Origin of the sequence: Mesorhizobium sp. B2-6-2 (assembly GCF_006440615.1) — a bacterium.
In the GTDB taxonomy this organism is placed as follows: domain Bacteria; phylum Pseudomonadota; class Alphaproteobacteria; order Rhizobiales; family Rhizobiaceae; genus Mesorhizobium.
Genome location: NZ_VFUG01000004.1, coordinates 342,094 through 363,432 on the forward strand (window position 1 = coordinate 342,094; position 21,339 = coordinate 363,432).

Sequence of the window (21,339 nt, forward strand, 5' to 3'; positions counted from 1 at the left end):
GATGTGCTTTAACCGGTGAAGGGTTTACGGGGGACGGGCCGTGTGGGGATACGGCCAGTCGCGAAAAGGCAGCGCAGGGAAACCGCGCTGCCTTTTTCGTTTTTTGTTTTTTTGATGCATGACGCCGCAAGTTGCCCGCAAAGCAGGCGGTTTCGCTTTCGGGGCTGATTTCGCGGCGCTCCTCTGCTATTGCAGTGCACAAAATCTCAATTGTTGCGCAATTCCAGACAGAAAGCCGCTGTTGCGCTTGTCCTCGGAATTGCTCCAGAAGGCAGAGGTGCCAGCCATGACCCGGACCGACGACAGCCGCTACCTGAAAGGCGGCCCAGTCGCCCAGCGCATCATCGCTTCGGTGCGCGACGACGCTGCGATCGCCACGGCCGAAGGTTTTCCGCCGAAGCTTGTCTCGATCACCGTGGGCGATACCGCAGCGGTCGATGTCTATGTGCGCAACCAGCGCGCCAAGGCAGCCCTTGCCGGCATCTCCTTCGAGGAGCGGCGCTTTTCCGCCGACATCACCGCCGGCGAACTGGAAGCCGCGATCCACGGCCTCAATGCCGACCCGCGCGTCACCGGCATCATCATCCAGCGGCCGGTGCCGGCGCATATCCCGATCAAGACGCTGCAGGCGGCGGTGCATCCGCTGAAGGACGTCGAAGGCATGCACCCGGCCTCGATCGGCAACATCGTCTATAACCAGCTCGACCTGGCGCCCTGCACGGCGGCGGCCTCGGTCGAACTGCTGAAGGAGACCGGCCTCGAGCTCAAGGGGCTCGAAGTGGTCGTCGTCGGCCATTCGGAGATCGTCGGCAAGCCGATCGCCTTCCTTTTGATGAGCGAGGGCGCGACGGTAACGGTGTGCCATCACATGACGCGCTCGCTGGCCGCCCATGCGCGGCGCGCCGATGCGCTGTTCGTCGCGGTCGGCAAGCCCAGGCTGATCAAGGCCGACATGGTGAAGCCGGGAGCCGCCGTCATCGACATCGGCATCAATTCCGAGATCGGGCCCGACGGCGAAACCCGCATCGTCGGCGACGTCGATACCGACAGCGTCAAGGAAGTGGCGTCCTGGATCACGCCGGTGCCGGGCGGCGTCGGCCCGCTCACGGTCGCGATCCTGTTGCGCAACACCATGGTGGCGCTCAACCGCCAGCGCGCGCTCTACCGCGCGACCTACGGCGTGCCGGATCAGCTCGCGGCGGAATAGGCCGACACGCCCCCTCACCCAGCCTCCGCTTCGCTCGGCCGACCTCTCCCCAAGGGGAGAGGAGACTGTCAGCGGCGGCTCCAACTTCTTCTCCTCACCGGGGAGAAGGTGGCCGCGAAGCGGCCGAATGAGGGCGCCGGCGACGAGGATCACTCTGCGGCCGCAAGCACTCCCTCAGGCTTCGGGCCGCCATAGGCCCAGTCGAGCAGCTTGATCGTATGCACCACCGGCAGCTTCGCCGCGGACGCGATCTGCGTGATGCAGCCGATGTTGCCGGTGGCGACGACTGAAGCGCCCGTCGCCTCGATGTTTTTCACCTTGCGGTCGCGCAATCTAACCGAAATCTCGGGCTGCAGGATGTTGTAGGTGCCGGCGGAGCCGCAGCACAGATGACCTTCGCGCGGCTCGCGCACGACGAAGCCCGCCTTGGCCAGAAGCTCCTTCGGCTGGCGCGTGATCTTCTGGCCATGCTGCATCGAGCAGGCGGAGTGATACGCGACGACCGTGCCCGGCTTGCGCACCGGCTCGGGCAAATCGAGAGCGGCGAGGTATTCCGTGACGTCCTTGGCCAGAGCCGAGACGCGCGCCGCCTTTTCGGCATAGGCGGGATCGAGGCGCAGCATGAAACCATAGTCTTTGATCGTGGTGCCGCAGCCCGAGGCGGTGACGATGATGGCATCGAGCCCGCCCTGCTCGATGGCGCGCGTCCAGGCGTCGACATTCTGCCTGGCCGAGGCAAGGGCCTGACCCTCGCGGCCCATATGATGGACGAGCGCCCCGCAGCAGCCCTCGCCTTGCGGCACCACCACCTCGACGCCAAGCCTAGTCAGCAGGGAGATGGTCGTATCATTGATCGCCGGATCGAGCACGGACTGTGCGCAGCCGGTGAGGATGGCGACGCGGCCACGCCTCGCGCCTTTCCCGGCATGCGTGCCGGGCGAAGCCATAGGCGATGCCGGGGGGATCGACGCGGGCGCGAGCCTCAGCATGGCCGCGACCGGCTTCAGCGCCGGCAATTTCTCGAACAGGCCGAGGAACGGCCGGCCGAGGCCGGCAAGCTTCAGCGCGGCGCGGAAGCGGTTCGGATAAGGCAACACGAAGGCCAGCATGGCGCGCGTCATCCGGTCAAGCAGCGGACGCTTGTAGGTCTGCTGGATATGGGCGCGGGCGTGATCGACCAGATGCATGTAGTTCACGCCTGACGGGCAGGTCGTCATGCAGGCGAGGCAGGACAGGCAGCGGTCGATATGGGTGACGATCTCCTTGTCCGCCGGCCGGCCGTTCTCCAGCATGTCCTTGATGAGGTAGATGCGGCCGCGCGGCGAATCGAGCTCGTTGCCCAGCGTCACATAGGTCGGGCAGGTGGCGGTGCAGAAGCCGCAATGCACGCATTTGCGCAGGATCTTTTCCGATTCCGCGACATGCGGGTCGGCAAGCTGCGCGGCGGAGAAATTGGTCTGCATTGCGTTTGCTCTGTTTAGACGCAATTCCGGACGGAAAACCGTTTCACACTTTTCCTGGAATTGCTTTAGCCATGCGGCCGGGGTTGAGAATCTGCTTGGGATCGAACTCGGCCTTGAGCCGCGCCGATAACGCCGCAAGATGCGGCGGCTGCGGCTCGAACACCGGCAGCGCCGCGCGGTGCGGTGCGGATGCGCGCACCAGCGTCGCACCGCCGCCATATTTGCGGATCAGTCCGCGCAATAGATCGGCCTCCGGGTCGTCCTCGCGCATCGACAGCCACACCAGGCCGCCCTGCCAGTCGTAGAAGGCATCGACCGCAGCCTGCATGCGCAGCGCCATCACCATGTGATGCGCCTCGGACGGCGCCATCGAGACGCGCCAAACCGGCCGCGCGCCGCCATCGGCGAAAGGCCGACAATCGCGAATGTCGAGCCAGATGGTTTTGGAAGCCTCGCCGGCGATCTCCTCGAGCGGGCCGGCCTTGCCGAGCAGCCGCTTTAGCGCCTCGATGCGATAGACGACCGACGGGCCAAATCCCTCGACCCGCAACAGCGTGGCAGCATCGCTGCCATGCTTGCCGCCGGCGACCTTCGCGGCGACCCGTTCCGGCAGATGCGCCGCGCTCGACACTTCGGCGCTGGAGCCAAGCGCCAGCGCCATGGCGGCTACGGCGGCATCGTCGAGCAGGCCGCGTATGGCCAAGGTGACTTCCGTTTCCGCGGCAGGCAGGACCTTGAAGGTGACGTCGGTCAACACGGCGAGCGTGCCCCAGCTGTTGGCCATCAGCTTGGAGAGGTCGTAGCCGGTGACGTTCTTGACCACGCGACCGCCGGACTTGAAGGCTTCGCCGCGTCCGGAGACGGCGGCGACGCCAAGGATGTGGTCGCGCGCCGCACCTGCCTTGAGGCGGCGTGGGCCGGACAGGTTCGAAGCCAGCACGCCGCCGATCGTTCCCTTGCCCGGTTCATTACCGAGCAGAGGGCCGTAGTCCATCGGCTCGAAGGCGAATTGCTGGCCGTTTTCGGCAAGCAATTTTTCGATCTCGGCGAGTGGCGTGCCGGCGCGGGCCGAGAGCACGAGCTCGGCCGGTTCGTAGAGGGTTACGCCGGTGAGGCGCGAGAGGTCGAGCGTGTGTTCGGTCTGCAATGGGCGGCCGATGCCGCGCTTCGAGCCATGGCCGAGGATTTCGAGCGGCGTGCCTTCCGCTGCCGCCCACTGGACGGTAGAGAGGACCTCGGCGGCAGTGCAGGGGGCGAAGCTGGTCATGGCTACAAAGCCATCCTAAACGGGGATATGTCGAGTTCCTTCGCCCCCCTCTCTGTCCTGCCGGACATCTCCCCCTCTAGGGGGGAGATTGGCAGCTTCTGCGGCCGCGCCTCACTTGCGACGTCGAAGGTTGGCGAAGGCCGCGATGACAGCTGATCTCCCCCCTTGAGGGGGAGATGTCCGGCAGGACAGAGAGGGGGGCGAAGGAACGCCGTCATGCGAAATTTGCCCCCATCAAAACCTCGGAATATCCGGAAACGCCACCTGCCCTCGATGCACGTGCATCCTTCCCAGCTCCGCACAGCGGCGCAGCTGTGGAAACACCTTGCCGGGGTTGAGCAGGTGGTTGGGGTCGAAGGCGCATTTCACTCGCATCTGCTGGTCGAGGTCGATCTGGTTGAACATTTCCGGCATCAGGTCGCGCTTCTCGACGCCCACCCCATGCTCGCCGGTCAGGACGCCGCCGACCTGGACGCAAAGCCGCAAAATGTCGGCGCCGAAGCTCTCGGCCTTGTCCAGCTCGCCCGGCACGTTGGCGTCGTAGAGGATCAGCGGGTGCAGATTGCCGTCTCCGGCGTGGAAGACATTGGCGACGCCCAACCCATATTTCTGCGAAAGATCGCGCATGCCGGCAAGCACGCGCGGCAGTTCCTTGCGCGGGATGGTGCCGTCCATGCAGTAATAGTCAGGCGAGATGCGGCCGACCGCCGGGAAGGCCGCCTTGCGGCCGGCCCACAAGCTCAGCCGCTCCTGCTCCGATTGCGAGATGCGGCAGGTGGTCGAGCCGTTGCGATGGGCGATGGCCTCGACGAGGCCGATCAGATGGTCGACCTCGACGCTTGGTCCGTCGAGCTCGACGATCAACAGCGCCTCGACGTCGAGCGGATAGCCGGCATGGACGAAATCCTCGGCCGCGTGGATCGCCGGGCGATCCATCATCTCCATGCCGCCGGGGATGATGCCGGCTCCGATGATGTCGGCGACGCATTGGCCGCCCTGTTCGCTGGTCGGAAAGCCGATCAAGAGAGCGCGCGCCGTCTCCGGCTTCTTCAATATGCGCACGGTGACCTCGGTGACGACGCCGAGCAGGCCCTCGGAACCGGTCATGACGCCGAGCAGATCGTAGCCTTCCTGATCGAGATGGCTGCCGCCGAGGCGCACCACCTCGCCGTTCATCAGCACCATCTCGATACCCAGCACATTGTTGGCGGTGAGCCCGTATTTCAGGCAGTGCACGCCGCCGGAATTTTCCGCGACATTGCCGCCGATCGAGCAGGCGATCTGGGAGGATGGATCGGGGGCATAGTAAAAGCCCTCCTGCTCGACGGCGGTGGTAATGCCGAGATTGGTGACGCCCGGTTGGGCGACGACGACGCGATTGGGATAGTCGATTTGAAGAATGCGGTTGAAGCGGCTCATCACCAGCAGCACCGCATCCTCGAGCGGCAGCGCGCCGCCGGACAGCGAGGTGCCGGAGCCGCGCGGCACGACGCGGATGTTGCGCTCGTTGCAGTATTTCAGGACGCGCGAGACCTGCGCCACCGTTTGCGGCAGCACCACGACCAGCGGCAGCTGCCGGTAGGCGGTCAGGCCGTCGCTTTCGAAAGCGCGCATTTCATTGGCCGCGTCGACGACGCCCTCGCCCGGCACGATGATGCGCATGTCGGCGACGATCTCGGCGCGCCGGCGCATCGTGCCGGCATCTGGCTTGGGCATGGCTAGGCCGGACATCGGGCAGCCTCATCCGCTTTTGACTGGTCAAAATCTTTTACCAGCCTGACGTTTTTGTTGCAAATGCTGCTTTGGTCACACGCGGCGGCAAGCGTAACGCCAAGCTTCCGCAGCGGCAATCTGCCGCTGCGGACAGACCCGCGCATGAAGATGGTTGTCCGCTACTCGCCCGGATGCTTTGCCGGCTCGGAATGCATCTTCCGCACCCGGCGCACGCCCCACCAGACGAGCAGGATGGCGACCGGCACGGAGGCCGCGGTGACCACTTCGGGCGCGAAAGCGTGACCGAAGACCGAGGCGCCCTTGGCGACATAGCCGATGAGGCCGACGACATAATAGGACACGGCGGCGACCGACAGGCCTTCGACGGTCTGCTGCAGGCGTAGTTGCAGCCGGGCGCGGTTGTTCATCGAGGCCAGCAGGTCACGGTTCTGCTTCTCCACATCGACATCGACCCAGGTGCGCAGCAGCGTCGTGGCGCGGGTGAGTTTTCGCGACAGGTTGGCCTGGCGCTCCTCGACCGAGCGGCAGGTGCGCATGGCAGGCGCCATGCGCCGCAGCAGGAAGCCCGCCCAGGTGTCATAGCCTTGCACCGGCTCCTCATCCAGCGCTTCCAGCCTCGCGGTGACGATGCCGTCATAGGCGCGGCTGGCGCCGAAGCGATAGAGGCTGGACGCGGCGTCGGCCTCGAGCTCGGCGGCGAGTTCGGTGAGGTCGGCGAGCAAGGTCTGGCTGTCGCGGGTCTCGACCGCCTTCATTTCCAGCGTGGTCTGCGCCAGGCGGTCCTCGATGCGACGGGCGCGGCCTGACAGCGTCAATGCCATCGGCAGGCCAAGCATGGCCAACGTCCGATAGGTCTCGATGTCGATCAGCCGCTGCGACAGGGCGCCGGTGCTGGCCGGCGTCAGGCCGCGATCGAGCACCAGCATGCGGGTCAGGCCGTCGCCATCCTGGCGGAAATCGGTGATGATGGCGGCAGCGCCCCGCTCGACCAGCGAATAGCACAGGCTGGTCGGGTCGAAGCCGGCGATCAGCCTTTCGCTCGCCTGCGTCCATTTGCGGATTTCCAGGCGGATGCCGGAAATCACGGTGCCGGGTGGCGAGAAGCCATTGCCGAAGGGCGAATCCTCCTGCCCCCGGCCGTTCTCGGCCAGCGGCCCTTCCCAGAGATAGGTCGAGAATTCCGTATGGCGCTCCCAGCGCAGCGTGCCCTTGCCCCATTTCATCGCATGGTGGCGGGCATTGCGCTCGGGCGCGGCGATGCCCAGCCGCCGCGACAGTTCCGACAGCACGGCGTGATCGACCGCGGTGCCGCCCTCGGTCATGAAGGAAAGCTGGACGAGCACGCGCGGCTTCTCGATCAGCGGATGCGGGCGGGCATGGACCTCGCCCAGCGCGCCGGGCCGTCCCTCATGCGCCGGAAAGCCCATCACGCTGCCTTGGGCGCGCGGCTGGAATTCGAGACTGGACATCTCGTCGGACACGGTTGGTCCCCCTGGTTTCGACCTTCGTGCGAACCCTGCCGTCTTGCGGCAATCGGCGGGACGCGTAAACAGCAAATATCCGCATCCAGGCCCGGCGGTACGCGGCCGGCAATGCGACGGGCTGGGCGAATTGGATAAATAATTTGACCAGTTGGCGACAGAGGCTTTAATCTGCGCCATATCCGTACCGTTTCCCAGGCACCCTTCCGTTGAGCGACATCTTCTCCAGGATCGAGCATTCGCGCACCGCCGACGAGGTGGTGCAGCAGATCGAGAGCCTGATCCTCGAAGGCGTGCTGCGCACCGGCGACCGGTTGCCCGGCGAGCGCGAGCTGGCGCGCCAGTTCGACGTGTCGCGGCCGATCCTGCGCGACGCGCTGAAGGCGCTGGAAAGCCGCGGGCTGCTGACGACCAAGGCCGGCGGCGGCACGCATGTCGCCGACGTCATCGGCCAGCTTTTCACCAAGCCGGTGACCGATCTCATCTCCACGCACCGCAAGGCGGTGACCGATTATCTGGAATACCGGCGCGAGATCGAGGCTGTCGCGGCCGAATACGCGGCGCGGCGCGCCACGCCGGAGGATCTCGCCCTGCTCGACCGCATCATGGCGCGCATGGACGAAGCGCACCGGACCGGCGATTTCGACGACGAGGCGGAAATCGACGTCGAGTTCCATCATGCAGTGTGCGAATGCGCGCACAACATCATCCTTTTGCACACGCTGCGTTCCTGCTACCGGCTGCTGTCGGAGGGCGTCTTCCAGAACAGGCTCCTGGTGTTCGGCGTGCCCGGCGCGCGCGAGGCGCTGCTCGAGCAGCACAGGGCGATCCACGCGGCGATCAAGGCGGCAGACCCAATCGCGGCGCGCAAGGCGGCGATGGACCACATCACCTATGTCGAGCGCTCGATGGCTGAAGCCGAACGCAGCGGCGACTGGCAGCGCGTGTCCAGGCTGCGCCTCAGACAGCGCTCGGATACCGGCGATATCGAACCCACACGAAGACGCTCCTAAGCAGCGGGGACAACCATGAGCGAAATCCTCACCATCGCCGATCTCAAGGACCTGGCACGCCGCAAGGTGCCGAAGATGTTCTTCGACTATGCCGATTCCGGCGCCTGGACGGAGAGCACCTACCGGGCCAACGAAGAGGATTTCGGCAAGATAAAGTTCCGCCAGCGCGTGCTGGTCGACATGAGCAATCGCTCGCTGGAATCGACCATGGTCGGCGAAAAGGTGGCGATGCCGGTGGCGCTCGCGCCGACCGGGCTTACCGGCATGCAGCATGCCGACGGCGAGATGCTGGCGGCGCAGGCGGCGGAAGCGTTCGGCGTGCCGTTCACGCTGTCCACCATGAGCATCTGCTCGATCGAAGACGTCGCCTCGGTGACCAAAAAGCCGTTCTGGTTCCAGCTCTATGTGCTGCGCGACAAGGACTTCGTGCTCAATCTGATCGACAGGGCCAAGGCGGCGAAATGCTCGGCGCTGGTGCTGACGCTCGACCTGCAGGTCCTGGGTCAGCGCCACAAGGATGTGCGCAACGGTCTGTCGGCGCCACCCAAGATGACGCTCGCCAACATCATCGACTTGGCCCTCAAGCCGCGCTGGTGCCTTGGAATCGCCGGTACCAAGCGCCGCACCTTCCGCAACATCGTCGGCCACGCCAAGGGCGTCGGCGACGTCTCTTCGCTGTCGTCCTGGACGAACGAGCAGTTCGATCCGCATCTGTCGTGGAAGGATGTCGCCTGGATCAAGGAGCGTTGGGGCGGCAAGCTCATCCTGAAAGGCATCCTCGACAAGGAGGACGCGCTGATGGCGGCTGAGACCGGCGCCGATGCGATCGTCGTCTCCAATCACGGCGGGCGGCAGCTCGACGGCGCGCCGTCCTCGATCTCGGTGCTGGAAGAAATCGCCGATGCGGTCGGCGACAGGATCGAAGTCCATATGGATGGCGGCATCCGCTCCGGCCAGGACGTGCTCAAGGCGCTCTGCCTCGGCGCCAAGGGCACCTATATCGGCCGACCCTTCCTTTACGGCCTCGGTGCGATGGGCAAGGACGGCGTCACCAAGGCGCTCGAAATCATCCGCAAGGAAATGGACATCACGCTGGCGCTGTGCGGTAAGCGTTTGGTAACCGACATGGGCAAGGAGCAGTTGCGGCGCTAAGCCTTATTCACCGATCCGCCCTAGTTTCCCGTGGTGAACCACACGGGAAAGACGTACGCCTTGACTGAGACCGGCATCCATTATCTCGACGCGCGCGGTCCGGACGGCATGCGTCTCTATGCGATCGGCGACGTGCACGGACGCCACGACCTGCTCGCCGCCATGCATCGCCACATCGAGAGCGAACTGGAATATGCGCCCGGGTCGGACTGGCGCATCATCCATCTCGGCGACTATGTCGACCGCGGACCGGATTCCAGAAGCGTCATCGATTTTCTGATCGAGACGCGCAAGCGCGATCCGCGCAACATCATGCTCGCCGGCAACCACGACATCGGCATGCTCGAATTCCTAGCCGAGGCAGAGCCGGACGGCTTGTTCATGAATTACGGCGGCGTGCAGACGGCGCAGTCCTATGGCGTCGATCTTCTTCGCGACGGCCACTGGTACGGCACGGCGCAAGCGATCGCCCGGGGACATACGGCCCTGGTGAAAGCGGTGCCGCGCAGCCATGTCGATTTCCTGCGATCGCTGACGTTTTCGGCGACCTTCGGCGACTTCTTCTTCTGCCATGCCGGGATAAGACCGGGTGTGCCGCTCGACCGTCAGAACCAGCAGGACCTGATCTGGATCCGCGACGCCTTCCATGATCATCCAGGGCTTTTTTCCAAGGTGATCGTGCACGGGCACACGCCCGTGCCGGAAGCCGAGGTGAAGGCCAACCGCGTCAATGTCGACACGCTCGCCTGGAAATCCGGAACGCTAAGCGCGCTGGCCGTCAATGGCGGCGACAAACGCATTCTCGCCATGCAGGGGAAAGCGTTTTAGGCGCGATCCCGGCGCAGGCCTGCTTGCGATTTTGATTGGGCCTAGTTCAGCGAGGCGGTGACGCCATAGCCATCGACGGCGCGGTGGTTGGTCGCTGCGTCGGCGGCATAAATGCCCAGGCCGCAGAGCACGATGGCAGACAGCATGACAAAAGACAGGAGAGCTGCTTTCACGGACGTCATCTCTGGTTAAGCTTTCTGCATCTGGGCACGAGGCGGTTACCAATGCGTTGAAACGATAAAATGCGTCTCAATGTTTCGACGATTTCGCGCTTCTAAGCAGATTCTGTTTCGCCGGTGTGTCGGCTGGATCACACAAAAGGTTCATGGCGGTTGCATCGACGATACAAAGCGCGCCCTCTTAGAAGAGCGGCCGGACACAAACCAAGGAAGAAGAATGTTGTCCCCAGGCGGAAGCCCGCACGCGTGCCAATTATGCCACGCTTCGCCCGATCAGGGTTGGATGTTCAGATCGTCGCCACCCAGGCGCGGGCTATCGCCAGCCCGGCCGTATCGGCATCGGCGCCATTGCGGGCCAGTTCGTCGTCGAGACGATCGTTCCAGTCGGGATGGCGCTCGGCGATCATAGCGGCGAAAGAGGTGCTCCAGTCGCGCACCATCGGCGTATCCGCCTCGAAGTGGAACTGGAAGCCATAGACGGCGCGGCCGAGGCGGAAGGCCTGGTTTTCGGCGACCGCGCTGCCGGCCAGCCGCACGGCGTTTTCCGGCAGGCCGAACGTATCGTCATGCCATTCGAAGATCGGGAATTTCTCGGGCAGCGCCGCCAGGACCGGATCCGATTTGGCGGCCGGCGTCAGCGACATCTTATGCCAGCCGAACTCGGTGGCGCCGCCGATCTGGTTGGTGCCGCCGAAAGCCCGCGCCAGAAGCTGACTGCCTAGACAGATGCCGAGAACCGAACGGTCCTTGTCGGCGAAATCGCGGGTCAGGTCGAGCAATGCGGGGAAGTAGGGGCAGATCTCATCGTCGAGCGCGTTCTGGGCGCCCCCAAGCACCACGATGGCATCGTGCTCGGTGCTGTCCCGGGGCAAGGTTTCGCCGTGATAAGGCTTGCGCAGGTCGATATCGGCGCCGGCTTCCACAAGGGCAGCGCCGATCTGGCCAAGGCCCTCATTGTCGAAATTCTGGACGACCAAAACCCGCATCGAAAACCTGCTGACATGAAAACGCTGGGGCGAGCGATATCATGCGGCCCGTGTTTCAGCCAAGATGCGTGCCGGAGAGAAAGCTATGCCACTGCAGAACCGGGTCGACCCTTTCGGCGCCATCCATGCCGTGCCGGAACGCGGCCTGTTCACCGGCAATCGCGGCATCATCCATGACCCCGAGACGAAAACGCTGCTGAGGAGGCGCTGGGCCTTGCCGGCCTGGATCATCTGCGTCTGCGAATTCGGCAATGTGCGGCGCGAGCCGATGGGCCGCAACAGGCCAGGAGGAAGGGCAGGTTGGACCGAATTGTTCTTCCTAGATGAGGTGACGGCGCTGGCCGCCGGCCATCGGCCCTGTTTCTTCTGCCGGCGTGAACGGGCGACCGACTTCGTCAGCCGTTTCGGCAAGGCGTTCGGGATTGAAGAACCGCGCGCGCCGATGGTCGACAAACGGCTGCACAAGGAGCGGCTGGCTTCCGGCGGACGGCCGCCTCTCGTGACCGTGCCGGAGCTCGGAGGCTTGCCGGATGGAACGGTGGTAGCGCAGGGCGACGCTGCCTATGCGCTGCGCGGCGGCAAGGCGCGCAAATGGTCGTTCGCGGGCTATTCGGGTCCCATCGCCTTCGATCGCCTCACCGGCGAGTCGCTGCGCCTGCTGACGCCGGCGACCACCATTGCGGTATTGCGACAAGGCTTTGCGCCTGTCTGGCATCCGACCGCCGACATTTGATGCCGCAGCCGGCCTCGCTCGTTCCTAAGCAGATATTCGTGGGATGTCCCACGAATATCTGCTTAGATTCCCTTGTTTTTCGCAGGTTCTGATCGCAAAACCGCGAGATACTTTTGCGGAACCTGCTTGGGCCATGCGCGCCAACTACAAAATGCAGCGGCTGTTCGTGCCGGACGATCTCGGACCCGGCCTCGAATTCGACGCCGGACAGCAGCAGAGCCATTATCTCGCCCATGTGCTGCGGCTCGGCGAAGGCGCCGAGGTGCTGCTTTTCAACGGCCGCGACGGCGAATGGTCGGCGTCGGTCGCCGCGAAGTCCAAGAAGGCGGTCCGGCTGAAGGTGCTGGACCTGCAGCGGCCGCAGCCGCCGCTGCCGGACCTCGTCTATTGCTTCGCGCCGCTGAAGCAGGGCCGGCTCGATTACCTTGTGCAGAAAGCGGTCGAGATGGGTGCCGGCATACTGCAGCCTGTCATCACCCAGCACACGCAAGTGGCGAAGCCCGGCATCGAACGGCTGCGCGCCAATGTCGTCGAGGCGGCCGAGCAATGCGGCATCCTGGCAGTGCCTGAGTTGCGCGAGGCGGAGAAGCTGGAACGGCTGCTCGCCAACTGGGACAAGGAGCGGCGGCTGATCTTCTGCGACGAGGATGCCTCGACCAACAATCCGCTGCCGGCCTTGCAAGCGGTAAACGAGAAGAAACTTGCGCTTCTGGTCGGCCCGGAAGGCGGATTTTCCGAGGACGAGCGCAAGATGCTGAGGGCCTTGTCATTCGTCACCGCCATCCCGCTCGGGCCGCGCATCCTGCGCGCCGACACCGCGGCGGTGGCGGCATTGGCGGTGATCCAGGCGACGATCGGCGATTGGTAGGACCTTGCCTTCTCCCTTTGTTTGGAACAGGGATATCGCGAACAGGTGTGCGAGGACATCGCGAACAGTTTTGCGCGTTTTGCGCGAGGGGGTTCGGAATGTCCCCGAGGGGAAAGGAAAGGCGAGCCATGCAGATCAAATCCAGTTGAGCCGTGGCTCAGGATTTTTCGCTTGATCGGCTACTGACATTTCGTCCATCTAGCGCCCGGCGGCCAGCTGATGGCTGCGGAGGGCTTTCTAATGGCGCGCGACACGACCGATACCCAGCTCATCGAAGGCGTCGACGAACTTGTCGGCTATCTGGCCGACGGCAACAAGCCGCGCGACAAATGGCGCATCGGCACCGAGCATGAGAAATTCCCCTTCTATGTCGACGGCAACGCGCCGGTGCCCTATGGCGGCGAGCGCGGCATCCGCGCCATCCTCGAGGGAATGCGGGAAAAACTCGGCTGGGATCCGATCATGGATGCCGGCCGTATCATCGGCCTGGTCGAGCCGACCGGCCAGGGCGCGATCTCGCTGGAGCCCGGCGGTCAGTTCGAGCTTTCCGGCGCGCCGCTGGAATCGATCCACCAGACCTGTCGCGAGGGCAACGCGCATCTGGCGCAGGTGCGCGAGATCGCCGAGCCGCTCGGCATCCGCTTCCTCGGCCTCGGCGGCAGCCCGAAATGGTCGCTGGCCGACACGCCGAAAATGCCGAAGTCGCGCTACGAGATCATGACGCGCTACATGCCGAAGGTCGGCACCAAGGGCCTCGACATGATGTACCGCACCTGCACGATCCAGGTGAATCTCGACTTCGAGAGCGAAGCCGACATGCGCCGCAAGATGCAGGTGTCGCTGAAGCTGCAGCCGCTGTCGACGGCGCTGTTCGCCAACTCGCCCTTCACCGAGAGCCGGCCGAACGGGCTGCAGAGCTGGCGCGGCGACATCTGGCGCGACACCGACAACCAGCGCTCCGGCATGCTCGAATTTTGCTTCTCGCCCGATTTCGGCTTTGCCGACTATGTCGAATGGGCGCTCGACGTGCCGATGTATTTCGTCATCCGCGACGGCCACTATCACGACATGACGCGCTATACGTTCCGACAGTTCATGGCGGGCGCCGCCCGCAATGAACTCCCTGACGGCCTGCCGACGATGGGCGACTGGGCAAATCATCTCTCGACCCTGTTCCCGGACGTGCGCCTGAAGCGTTTCCTCGAAATGCGCGGCGCCGACGGCGGGCCGTGGCGGCGCATCTGCGCCCTGCCCGCCTTCTGGGTCGGGCTGCTTTACGACGAGCAGGCGCTCGACGCCGCCGAAGCGCTGACTTCGAGCTGGACCTACGAGGAAGCGCTGGCGATGCGCAACGCCGTGCCGGAGCTTGGCATCGCGGCGCCGTTCCGCAACGCTACCTTGCGCGATGTCGCCCGCGACGTGCTCGCCATTTCGCGCACGGGCCTGAAGAACCGGGCCAAGAAGAACCGCGACGGCTATGACGAGACGTCGTTCCTCAACACGCTCGACGAAGTGGTCGCGCGCGGCACCACCAGCGCCGAGGAAATGCTGTCGGCCTACCACACGCGTTGGGGCGGCTCGATCGAGCCGGTGTTCATGGAATATGCGTATTAACCGTCCGGCATGCGCCGAGCGGTTGGGCAGCAAAAGCCGCTTCAATCGGTGATGGAAACGAACTAGGCTCTCCGATGAGGATATTCTCGGAGGAGAACCCAAATGCCTTCCCTGTTCGACATTTTCGCCCAGGCCCAGAACGGCGCCGGCATGCAGGCGCTGGCACAGCAATATGGGCTTTCGATGCAGCAGACGCAGGCCGCGGTGCAGGCGCTGCTGCCGGCATTCTCGCAAGGGCTGCAGCGCAACACCGCCGATCCTTACGGGATGGGCGCGTTCATGACGGCGATGGCGAGTGGCCAGCACGCCAAGTATTTCGAGGACGCCACGAGGGCCTTTTCGCCGCAAGGCATCGATGAGGGCAATGGCATTCTCGGCCATCTGTTCGGCTCGAAGGATTTGTCGCGCGCCGTGGCAGCCCAAGCCGCGCAGGCGACGGGATTGAGCCAGCAGGTGCTGCAACAGATGCTGCCGGCCATGGCCTCGATGATGATGGGCGGGCTGTTCAAGCAGACCAACAATCAATTGAGTGGGGGGCAGATGCAGGCCGCCGGCTTCGGCGGCAGCGGCAATCCGCTCGGCGAGATCATCGAGCAGATGATGCGCCAGGGCGGCCTCGCGCCGGCGCCGCAGACACGCCAGGCGCCGCAGCCGGCGCCCTATGGCGAGAACCCGCTCGGCAAGGTGCTGCAGGACATGTTCGGCGGCGGCGCGCAGCAGCCGCAAAACCAGCCCCAGCAGGCGCCCAGTCCGTACGGCGAAAACCCGCTCGGCAAGGTGCTGCAGGATATGTTCGGCGGCGGCACGACGCAGCAGCCGCAGCCGCAGCAGACGCAAAGTCCCTATGGCGATAACCCGCTCGGCAAGATCTTCGAGGAGATGCTGCGCCAGGGCGGCGGCAGTTTCGGCATGCCCGGGGAACAACCGGCGCCGCAGCCGCAGCAGCGCCAACCGCAGCCAAGCGCGCCGCAACAGCCGCAAAACAATCCGAGCGGCCGGCCGCGAAACCCGTTCGACGATATCTTCGGCAAGATGTTCGAGACCGGTGCCCAGCAGCGCGACGAATATGAGAAGAACGTCGGGACGATCTTCGACCAGTTCAAGCGCGACATGGACCGGCGGTAGGTAGCAAACGCCCGAAGGTGTGCCGAGATTCAGGTCAGGCCGAGCCGAAAACGGTGGTTTCCGAGAACCGGAGCGGAGCGTACTTAAGTACGTGAGCACCGGAAGCGCAGGAAGCCGCCGTTTGCAGGCCGGCCTCACCTGAAGGTCGGTACACCTTAAAAAAATGCCCGGTCCTGGAGGAGGAACCGGGCAATGTGCAGGCTGGCCGGCGGGGAACCGGCAGGGAGTGTGGGAGCCTGCATGAAACTTGGTCGCGCTTGGCCGTGAAAAGGTTCAACGCGACCGGAAATCCAGGCAATGCGGCCGTTCAGGCCACCTGACGAGCGAAATCCTCGATCGTGTCGGCGCGCTCGCTGGCGATGGCGCGCAGCTTCACCGTCGGATCGCGGCCGAAGGGCACGGCGACGGCGACATGGAGGTCGGCGCGGGTCAGGCCGATATCGGCAAGCTCGTTGTCCGACATGTCGCCCAGGCGATAGAAGGCGCGGCGGTTTTTCCAGGCGACATAGGCGTTGGCGAGAGCATTGAGCACGCGCGTCGCAACGGCCGGACGCGTGGTGATGCGCGGGGTCTCGGAAGCGAGTTCAATCGTGGTCATGTCAGTCTCTCCTTCAGGAGTCGAGCGGACGAAACCAGGCAAGCGGCGCCTTGGGAGAAGCGCCGCTCCAGTTTCCATTCATTGACGTGATGCATATCGTCGTCCCAGAACCGGGAACCACTTCTGGGCGACTTGCACTGCTTTCATGTGAACGATGCCAATTTGCCATCGCGAGATTGATTAATCCAACGAATGTTTTTAATCTGTAGCATCAACATCAATGATGGGTTTGACCGATGAAAGCGCCGCTCGACCTCGATCAGTTGCAAACCTTCATCTCGATCGCCGACACTGGCAGCTTCACCCGCGCGGCCGAGGAGGTGCACCGGACACAGTCGGCAGTGTCGATGCAGATGCGGCGGCTGGAGGAGCGGATCGGCAAGCCGCTGTTCGAAAAGGACGGCCGCACCAACAAGCTGACCGAGGAGGGCGAAAGGCTGCTTGCCTACGCGAGGCGGCTGATCCATCTCAACCGCGAGACTTTGGCCGCCTTCGACGACCAGCGGCTCGAAGGCACGATCCGTATCGGCACGCCGGACGACTATGCCGATCGCTTCCTGCCCGAGATTATGGCGCGTTTCTCGCGCTCCAATCCGCGCGTCGAGCTGACGGTCGTATGCGAGCCGACGCCGGGGCTGGTCGAGCACATCAAGCGCGGCAATCTCGACCTTGCGCTGGTGACGCATAACGACACGCGCGGCCAGTCGGAAGTGGTGCGGCGCGAGCCGCTGCTATGGGTGACGTCCGCCAACCATGCCACGCATGAACAGGAAACCCTGCCGATGGCGTTCGGCCGGCCGAACTGCATCTGGCGGCGCGCGGCGGTCGACGTGCTCGACCGGCAGAACCGCGAGTACCGCGTGCTGTTCTCAAGCTTCTCGGCCACCGTGATCACCGCTGCCGTGCTTTCCGGCCTGGCGGTCTCGGTGCTGCCGGAATGCGCGCTGCGGCCAGGCATGCGCGTGCTCGGCGAGGCCGACGGCTTCGGCCCGTTGCCGGACTGCCGCATCGGCATCATGCGCGGCCAGACCTCGCAGCCGGAGATCGTCGACGCTTTGGCCCGTCACATTGCCGAAAGCCTCGACAACATTTCCGTGCCGCTCAGCGAGGAGGCGGGAAGCTTCGACTTCGCCGCGCTTGCCTTCGCCAAGATGAAGCGGGTCAAGGCGAACCAGATCATGCCTGGCTGGTAGAGTCAGGCGCGAGCGGCGGAACGTTCCCGGTTGGCAGGTGAAACACCCGGCAGCGCAAGCAATTGGCCGGGCTCCAGCGGCGGCGACAGCAGATAGCCCTGCAACTGGCGGCAGCCCATGCCGACCAGCAAGGCCTTTTGTGCATCGGTCTCGACGCCTTCCGCGGTCACCTCGACCTTGAGCGCCTGCGCCAGTTCGATCAGCGTCTTGACGATGGCGCGCGCGCTTTCGTCCTCGTCGAGCAGATGCACGAAAGAGCGGTCGATCTTCAACTTGTCGATCGCCTGGCGGCGCAGATAGCTCAGCGAGGAATAGCCGGTGCCGAAATCGTCGAGCACGATGCAGATGCCGGATTGGCGCAGCGCGGCAATCACCGTGCCGATCGTATCATTGTGCTCGAGCAGCACGCTTTCGGTGGTCTCAAGCTGCAGGCGACAGGGATCGAGCCCGGTTTCGCTCAGGATGTCGGCGACCTGTCCGGCAAAGCCGACGTCACGCAGCTGCATCGGGGAGATGTTGACCGCGATCCAGGGCAATTCGGTCCCGGCGGCAAAGCGGCAGGCTTCGCCCAGCGCCCATTTGCCCAGATCGCCGATGAGGCCGCGCTCTTCGGCGATGGCGATGAATTGCGCTGCCGGCAAAGCGCCATGCACTTCATGACCCCAGCGGATCAGCGCTTCGGCACCCAGTATTCCGCGGCCGTCGGCCGCGAAAACCGGCTGATAGGCGAGCTTGATGCCACCTTCGCCTTCCAGCGCCTTGCGGAGTTCGGACTCGACCTTGCGCTTGCGCAACAAGAGATCGTCCATGTCGCCGGCAAACAACTCGTAGCGGTCACGACCGTTCTTCTTGGCCTCGTAAAGCGCGATGTCGGCCTTGCGCAACAGATCGTCCGCGTCGATATCCGATCCAGACGACAGCGCGATGCCGACGCTCGCGCTGACGAAGACCTGGTCGTCGATCAGCCGGAACGGCTCACGCAGCCTCAAGAGCAGCCTTTCGGCGATGTCCTCGGCACTTCCGACGTCGGGAACGTCAAGCAGGATGACGGCGAATTCGTCACCGCCGAGCCGCGCGACGGTATCGACTTCGCGGATCGTATGCTTGAGCCGCGCCGCGGTCTGGCGCACGAGCTCGTCACCAGCCGGATGGCCGAGCGTGTCGTTGATATGCTTGAAGCGGTCGAGGTCGAGGTAAAGCAGCGCGATGCGCGTCTTGTCCCTGCTGGCGAACAGCAGCATGCGCCGCAAGCGGTCCTCGAACAGCGCCCGATTGGGGAGGCCGGTGAGCGTGTCGTGGAAGGCGAGATACTGCGCCTGGTCCTGGCTGGTCTGCAGCGCGGCCGAGGCCCGACGCAACCTGCGCAACAGGAATAGCAGCACGCCGCCCGCCAACAGCAGCGCGATCGCCAAGGCAGGAGCGATCTCGCGCACCAAGGCAAGGCCGGGCCGCAGCTGGTCCCAGCCGATATAGCCGAGAATGACGCCGCGCGAATCGACCAGCGGCATGGCGGCTGGGCCAGCCGGCTGTGACAAAGGCACCAGCCGCGCGCCATCGAGCAGGTACTTTCCGGCGATCTTGCCGATCACCGCGTCATTGATGAATTCGACCGATATATGCAGGCACTCGGTGCCGCGCGCCTGAGTGATCCTGTCCGAGCTCGGCACCAGCGGCGCGACGCTGACGATCGCCGGCGTGCCATCGAGCGACACCAGATCCTCGGCCACCATCTTCGCAGGCTGGCCGTACGCATCGGTCTGCGGCGGCTCGGCCAGCATGCGACGCAGTTTTTCGATGATCGGAAGAAGCGCGGGCTGGTCCTCGCCATAGGCGGAAGCGTCGACCACCTTGCCCTCGCGCATGGCGTGGATCGCATGATTGGCGGCGTCGAGAATATAGACCCGGTTGTGACCGTAGTAGGTGAACATCCAGACACTGAGATTCTCTTCGATCCAGGTCTGGTTGCCTGCCCTCACATTGATGATCGCGTCATCCCAGACCGAAACGCTTTCCTGCTCCCGCTGAACAGACGCAATCTGGTCCTTCAAACCATCGGCGATGAACATCTTTTGTCGTACGAGCGAGGCATCATCGGCCTGGCTGGCTGCGTAGAAGCCGAAGCCCACGACGATGGCTAAAGCGAAAGTGGCGAGCGTCAGCACGGTCAGCGTGACCTGACGGGTCAACGGGCTGCTGTTTTGGCGTACGCTCATCAGGTCCCCGGCCAGCTCTTCGGGCCTGTCAAAGCAAATCGGGCTTAAGATCGCGTTATAATATTAGCGCGGTTTCTCCGCGCTTGACGCGGGCCGATAAGCGTTCCCCAATCGCGCAATGAGTGAAACAGCAACCGAATCACGCAGCAACGCCACCGAATATACGGTGAGCGAGATTTCCGGCGCGCTGAAGCGCACTGTCGAGGACGCCTTCGGCAATGTGCGGGTGCGTGGCGAGATTTCCGGCTATCGCGGCCCGCATTCGTCCGGCCACGCGTACTTCGCGTTGAAGGACGACCGCGCGCGGATTGATGCGGTGGTCTGGAAAACCACCATGGCGCGGCTGAAGTTCCGCCCCGAGGAAGGCATGGAGGTGATCGCCAGTGGCAAGCTGACCACCTACCCCGGCAAATCCAACTACCAGATCGTCATCGACAATCTGGAGCCGGCGGGCGCCGGCGCGCTGATGGCGCTGCTCGAAGAGCGTAAGCGCCGGCTGCAGGCCGAAGGCCTCTTCGATGCCGGCCGCAAGCGGCGGCTGCCTTTCATGCCCAAAGTCATCGGCGTCGTCACCTCGCCGACCGGCTCGGTGATCCGCGACATCATCCACCGCATCAAGGACCGGTTTCCGCTCCATGTGCTGGTGTGGCCGGTGAGGGTCCAGGGCGACACGACGGCCAGGGAGGTGACCGCGGCCGTGAACGGCTTCAATGCGCTGACGTGGGACGGACCCATCCGCCGGCCCGACGTTCTGATCGTGGCACGCGGCGGCGGCAGCCTCGAGGACCTCTGGGGTTTCAACGACGAAGGGCTGGCGCGGGCCGTTGCGGCGTCCGCCATCCCGGTGATCTCGGCCGTCGGGCACGAGACCGATACGACTCTGATCGACTTTGTTGCCGACATGCGCGCGCCGACACCGACGGGCGCGGCCGAGATCGCCGTGCCGGTCAGGGCGGACCTGGAGGCAACCTTGGCCAGCCTTGGCGCGCGCCTCAACGCCTGCGCCTCGCGGCATCTGGAACGCAAGCGCCAGGCGGTGCGCGCCGCGGCGCGCGCGCTCCCCTCGCCCGACCAGCTGCTGGCGCTGCCGCGCCGCCGTTTCGACGATGCGACCAGCCGCCTCGGCCGCGGGCTGACGGTGAATATCGAGCGCAAGCGGGCGACGCTAGAGCGGCAAAGGCTGACGCCGGCAACCCTGTCGCGGCGCCTCAATGAAGCGCGCACGCTGACCGGTCGCGATATTGCCCGGGCGCGAGCCGCGTTCTTCGCCATCGTGCGCGAAAGGCGCGCGCGCTTCAAACGCACGGCGGCAAGGCTGTCGCCGGCGCCGATCGTGCGGCGCCAGAAGCAACAGGCCGACACGCTGGCCGCGCTGTCGCGCAGGCAGGATCAGGCGACGGCGCGGCGCCTCGACCGGCTGCGCGCGGCTCTTACCCAGGCGGACCGGCTGCTTTCGACATTGTCGCACAAAGCCGTGCTGGCGCGTGGCTTCGCGCTGGTCAAGGACGCCGAAGGCGCCGTCATCAAGCGGGTCGCGGAGCTGGCGCCGGGCGCGGCGCTGCAGCTCGAATTCGCCGACGGCAATGCCGACGCCATCGCAACCTCCGGCGGCGCGCGGCCGAAGCTGGCCGCGAAGTCGCCCGCCAAGGCCAAGGAGCCGGGCAGTCAGGGTTCGTTGTTCTGAG

18 protein-coding genes are annotated in these 21,339 nt (G+C 64.8%); 10 read left to right on the top strand and 8 right to left on the bottom strand.

The genetic code is table 11. The features are described 5' to 3' along the window. The first annotated feature begins 286 nt into the window (after positions 1-286). Complete coding sequence (locus FJ419_RS12150; RefSeq protein ID WP_140692191.1) at positions 287-1,207, top strand: bifunctional 5,10-methylenetetrahydrofolate dehydrogenase/5,10-methenyltetrahydrofolate cyclohydrolase; 921 nt, start codon at positions 287-289, stop codon at positions 1,205-1,207. 149 nt (positions 1,208-1,356) lie between these two features. Here FJ419_RS12150 and glcF read toward each other — a convergent pair whose 3' ends face one another. From glcF to FJ419_RS12175, 4 genes are all read right to left on the bottom strand, one after another. Continuing rightward, complete coding sequence (glcF, locus tag FJ419_RS12155) at positions 1,357-2,670, bottom strand: glycolate oxidase subunit GlcF (RefSeq protein WP_140692195.1); 1,314 nt, start codon at positions 2,668-2,670, stop codon at positions 1,357-1,359. Between the two features lie 43 nt (positions 2,671-2,713). After that, positions 2,714-3,937: a glycolate oxidase subunit GlcE gene (gene glcE, locus FJ419_RS12160; RefSeq protein WP_140692199.1), complete on the bottom strand. Its 1,224-nt coding sequence runs from the start codon at positions 3,935-3,937 to the stop codon at positions 2,714-2,716. Positions 3,938-4,171: 234 nt separating this feature from the next. Continuing rightward, the gene (locus FJ419_RS12170; RefSeq protein ID WP_140692208.1) at positions 4,172-5,668 is read right to left on the bottom strand and encodes an FAD-linked oxidase C-terminal domain-containing protein; all 1,497 of its coding nucleotides are present in this window, start codon (positions 5,666-5,668) and stop codon (positions 4,172-4,174) included. Positions 5,669-5,829: 161 nt separating this feature from the next. Continuing rightward, positions 5,830-7,152 carry a DUF3422 family protein gene (locus FJ419_RS12175; protein ID WP_140692211.1) on the bottom strand — a complete coding sequence of 441 codons (1,323 nt, stop codon included), beginning with the start codon at positions 7,150-7,152 and terminating at the stop codon, positions 5,830-5,832. Between the two features lie 209 nt (positions 7,153-7,361). Between FJ419_RS12175 and FJ419_RS12180 the strand changes: the two genes are divergently transcribed. The 3 genes from FJ419_RS12180 to FJ419_RS12190 are packed head-to-tail and all read left to right on the top strand — an operon-like array spanning position 7,362 to position 10,145. After that, positions 7,362-8,165: an FCD domain-containing protein gene (locus tag FJ419_RS12180; RefSeq protein ID WP_140692214.1), complete on the top strand. Its 804-nt coding sequence runs from the start codon at positions 7,362-7,364 to the stop codon at positions 8,163-8,165. Positions 8,166-8,180: 15 nt separating this feature from the next. Beyond that, a complete protein-coding gene (locus tag FJ419_RS12185) occupies positions 8,181-9,317 on the top strand; it encodes an alpha-hydroxy acid oxidase (protein WP_140692217.1) in 1,137 nt (378 codons plus the stop codon). 60 nt (positions 9,318-9,377) lie between these two features. Continuing rightward, complete coding sequence (locus FJ419_RS12190) at positions 9,378-10,145, top strand: metallophosphoesterase (RefSeq protein ID WP_140692220.1); 768 nt, start codon at positions 9,378-9,380, stop codon at positions 10,143-10,145. A 41-nt stretch (positions 10,146-10,186) separates the two neighbouring features. Here FJ419_RS12190 and FJ419_RS31440 read toward each other — a convergent pair whose 3' ends face one another. Both FJ419_RS31440 and FJ419_RS12200 read right to left on the bottom strand, forming a co-directional pair. After that, the gene (locus FJ419_RS31440; protein WP_263481599.1) at positions 10,187-10,318 is read right to left on the bottom strand and encodes a hypothetical protein; all 132 of its coding nucleotides are present in this window, start codon (positions 10,316-10,318) and stop codon (positions 10,187-10,189) included. A gap of 293 nt (positions 10,319-10,611) precedes the next feature. Beyond that, positions 10,612-11,310, bottom strand: a complete 699-nt coding sequence (locus FJ419_RS12200; protein WP_140692223.1) for a type 1 glutamine amidotransferase — start codon at positions 11,308-11,310, stop codon at positions 10,612-10,614. Between the two features lie 85 nt (positions 11,311-11,395). On the opposite strand from FJ419_RS12200, the gene FJ419_RS12205 reads away from it, so the two are divergent. From FJ419_RS12205 to FJ419_RS12220, 4 genes are all read left to right on the top strand, one after another. Then, positions 11,396-12,043 (top strand): hypothetical protein, encoded by a 648-nt coding sequence (locus FJ419_RS12205; protein ID WP_140692226.1) that lies wholly within the window; start codon positions 11,396-11,398, stop codon positions 12,041-12,043. Positions 12,044-12,176: 133 nt separating this feature from the next. Further along, entirely contained in the window at positions 12,177-12,911 is a 735-nt protein-coding gene (locus FJ419_RS12210) for a 16S rRNA (uracil(1498)-N(3))-methyltransferase (protein ID WP_140692230.1), read from the top strand. 240 nt (positions 12,912-13,151) lie between these two features. Then, positions 13,152-14,525, top strand: coding sequence for a glutamate--cysteine ligase (locus FJ419_RS12215; RefSeq protein WP_140692236.1), 1,374 nt, complete (start codon positions 13,152-13,154; stop codon positions 14,523-14,525). Positions 14,526-14,627: 102 nt separating this feature from the next. Further along, complete coding sequence (locus FJ419_RS12220; RefSeq protein WP_140692239.1) at positions 14,628-15,650, top strand: DUF937 domain-containing protein; 1,023 nt, start codon at positions 14,628-14,630, stop codon at positions 15,648-15,650. A 307-nt stretch (positions 15,651-15,957) separates the two neighbouring features. Here FJ419_RS12220 and FJ419_RS12225 read toward each other — a convergent pair whose 3' ends face one another. Further along, complete coding sequence (locus tag FJ419_RS12225) at positions 15,958-16,248, bottom strand: DUF1127 domain-containing protein (protein ID WP_140692243.1); 291 nt, start codon at positions 16,246-16,248, stop codon at positions 15,958-15,960. 236 nt (positions 16,249-16,484) lie between these two features. Here FJ419_RS12225 and FJ419_RS12230 point away from each other — a divergent pair, with 236 nt between their 5' ends. After that, entirely contained in the window at positions 16,485-17,441 is a 957-nt protein-coding gene (locus FJ419_RS12230) for a LysR substrate-binding domain-containing protein (protein ID WP_140692246.1), read from the top strand. A 2-nt stretch (positions 17,442-17,443) separates the two neighbouring features. On the opposite strand, the gene FJ419_RS12235 is transcribed toward FJ419_RS12230, so the two are convergent. Beyond that, positions 17,444-19,654: an EAL domain-containing protein gene (locus FJ419_RS12235; protein WP_140692250.1), complete on the bottom strand. Its 2,211-nt coding sequence runs from the start codon at positions 19,652-19,654 to the stop codon at positions 17,444-17,446. Positions 19,655-19,772: 118 nt separating this feature from the next. Between FJ419_RS12235 and xseA the strand changes: the two genes are divergently transcribed. Then, positions 19,773-21,338 (top strand): exodeoxyribonuclease VII large subunit, encoded by a 1,566-nt coding sequence (gene xseA, locus FJ419_RS12240; protein WP_140692254.1) that lies wholly within the window; start codon positions 19,773-19,775, stop codon positions 21,336-21,338. The last annotated feature ends 1 nt before the right edge of the window (position 21,339 follow it).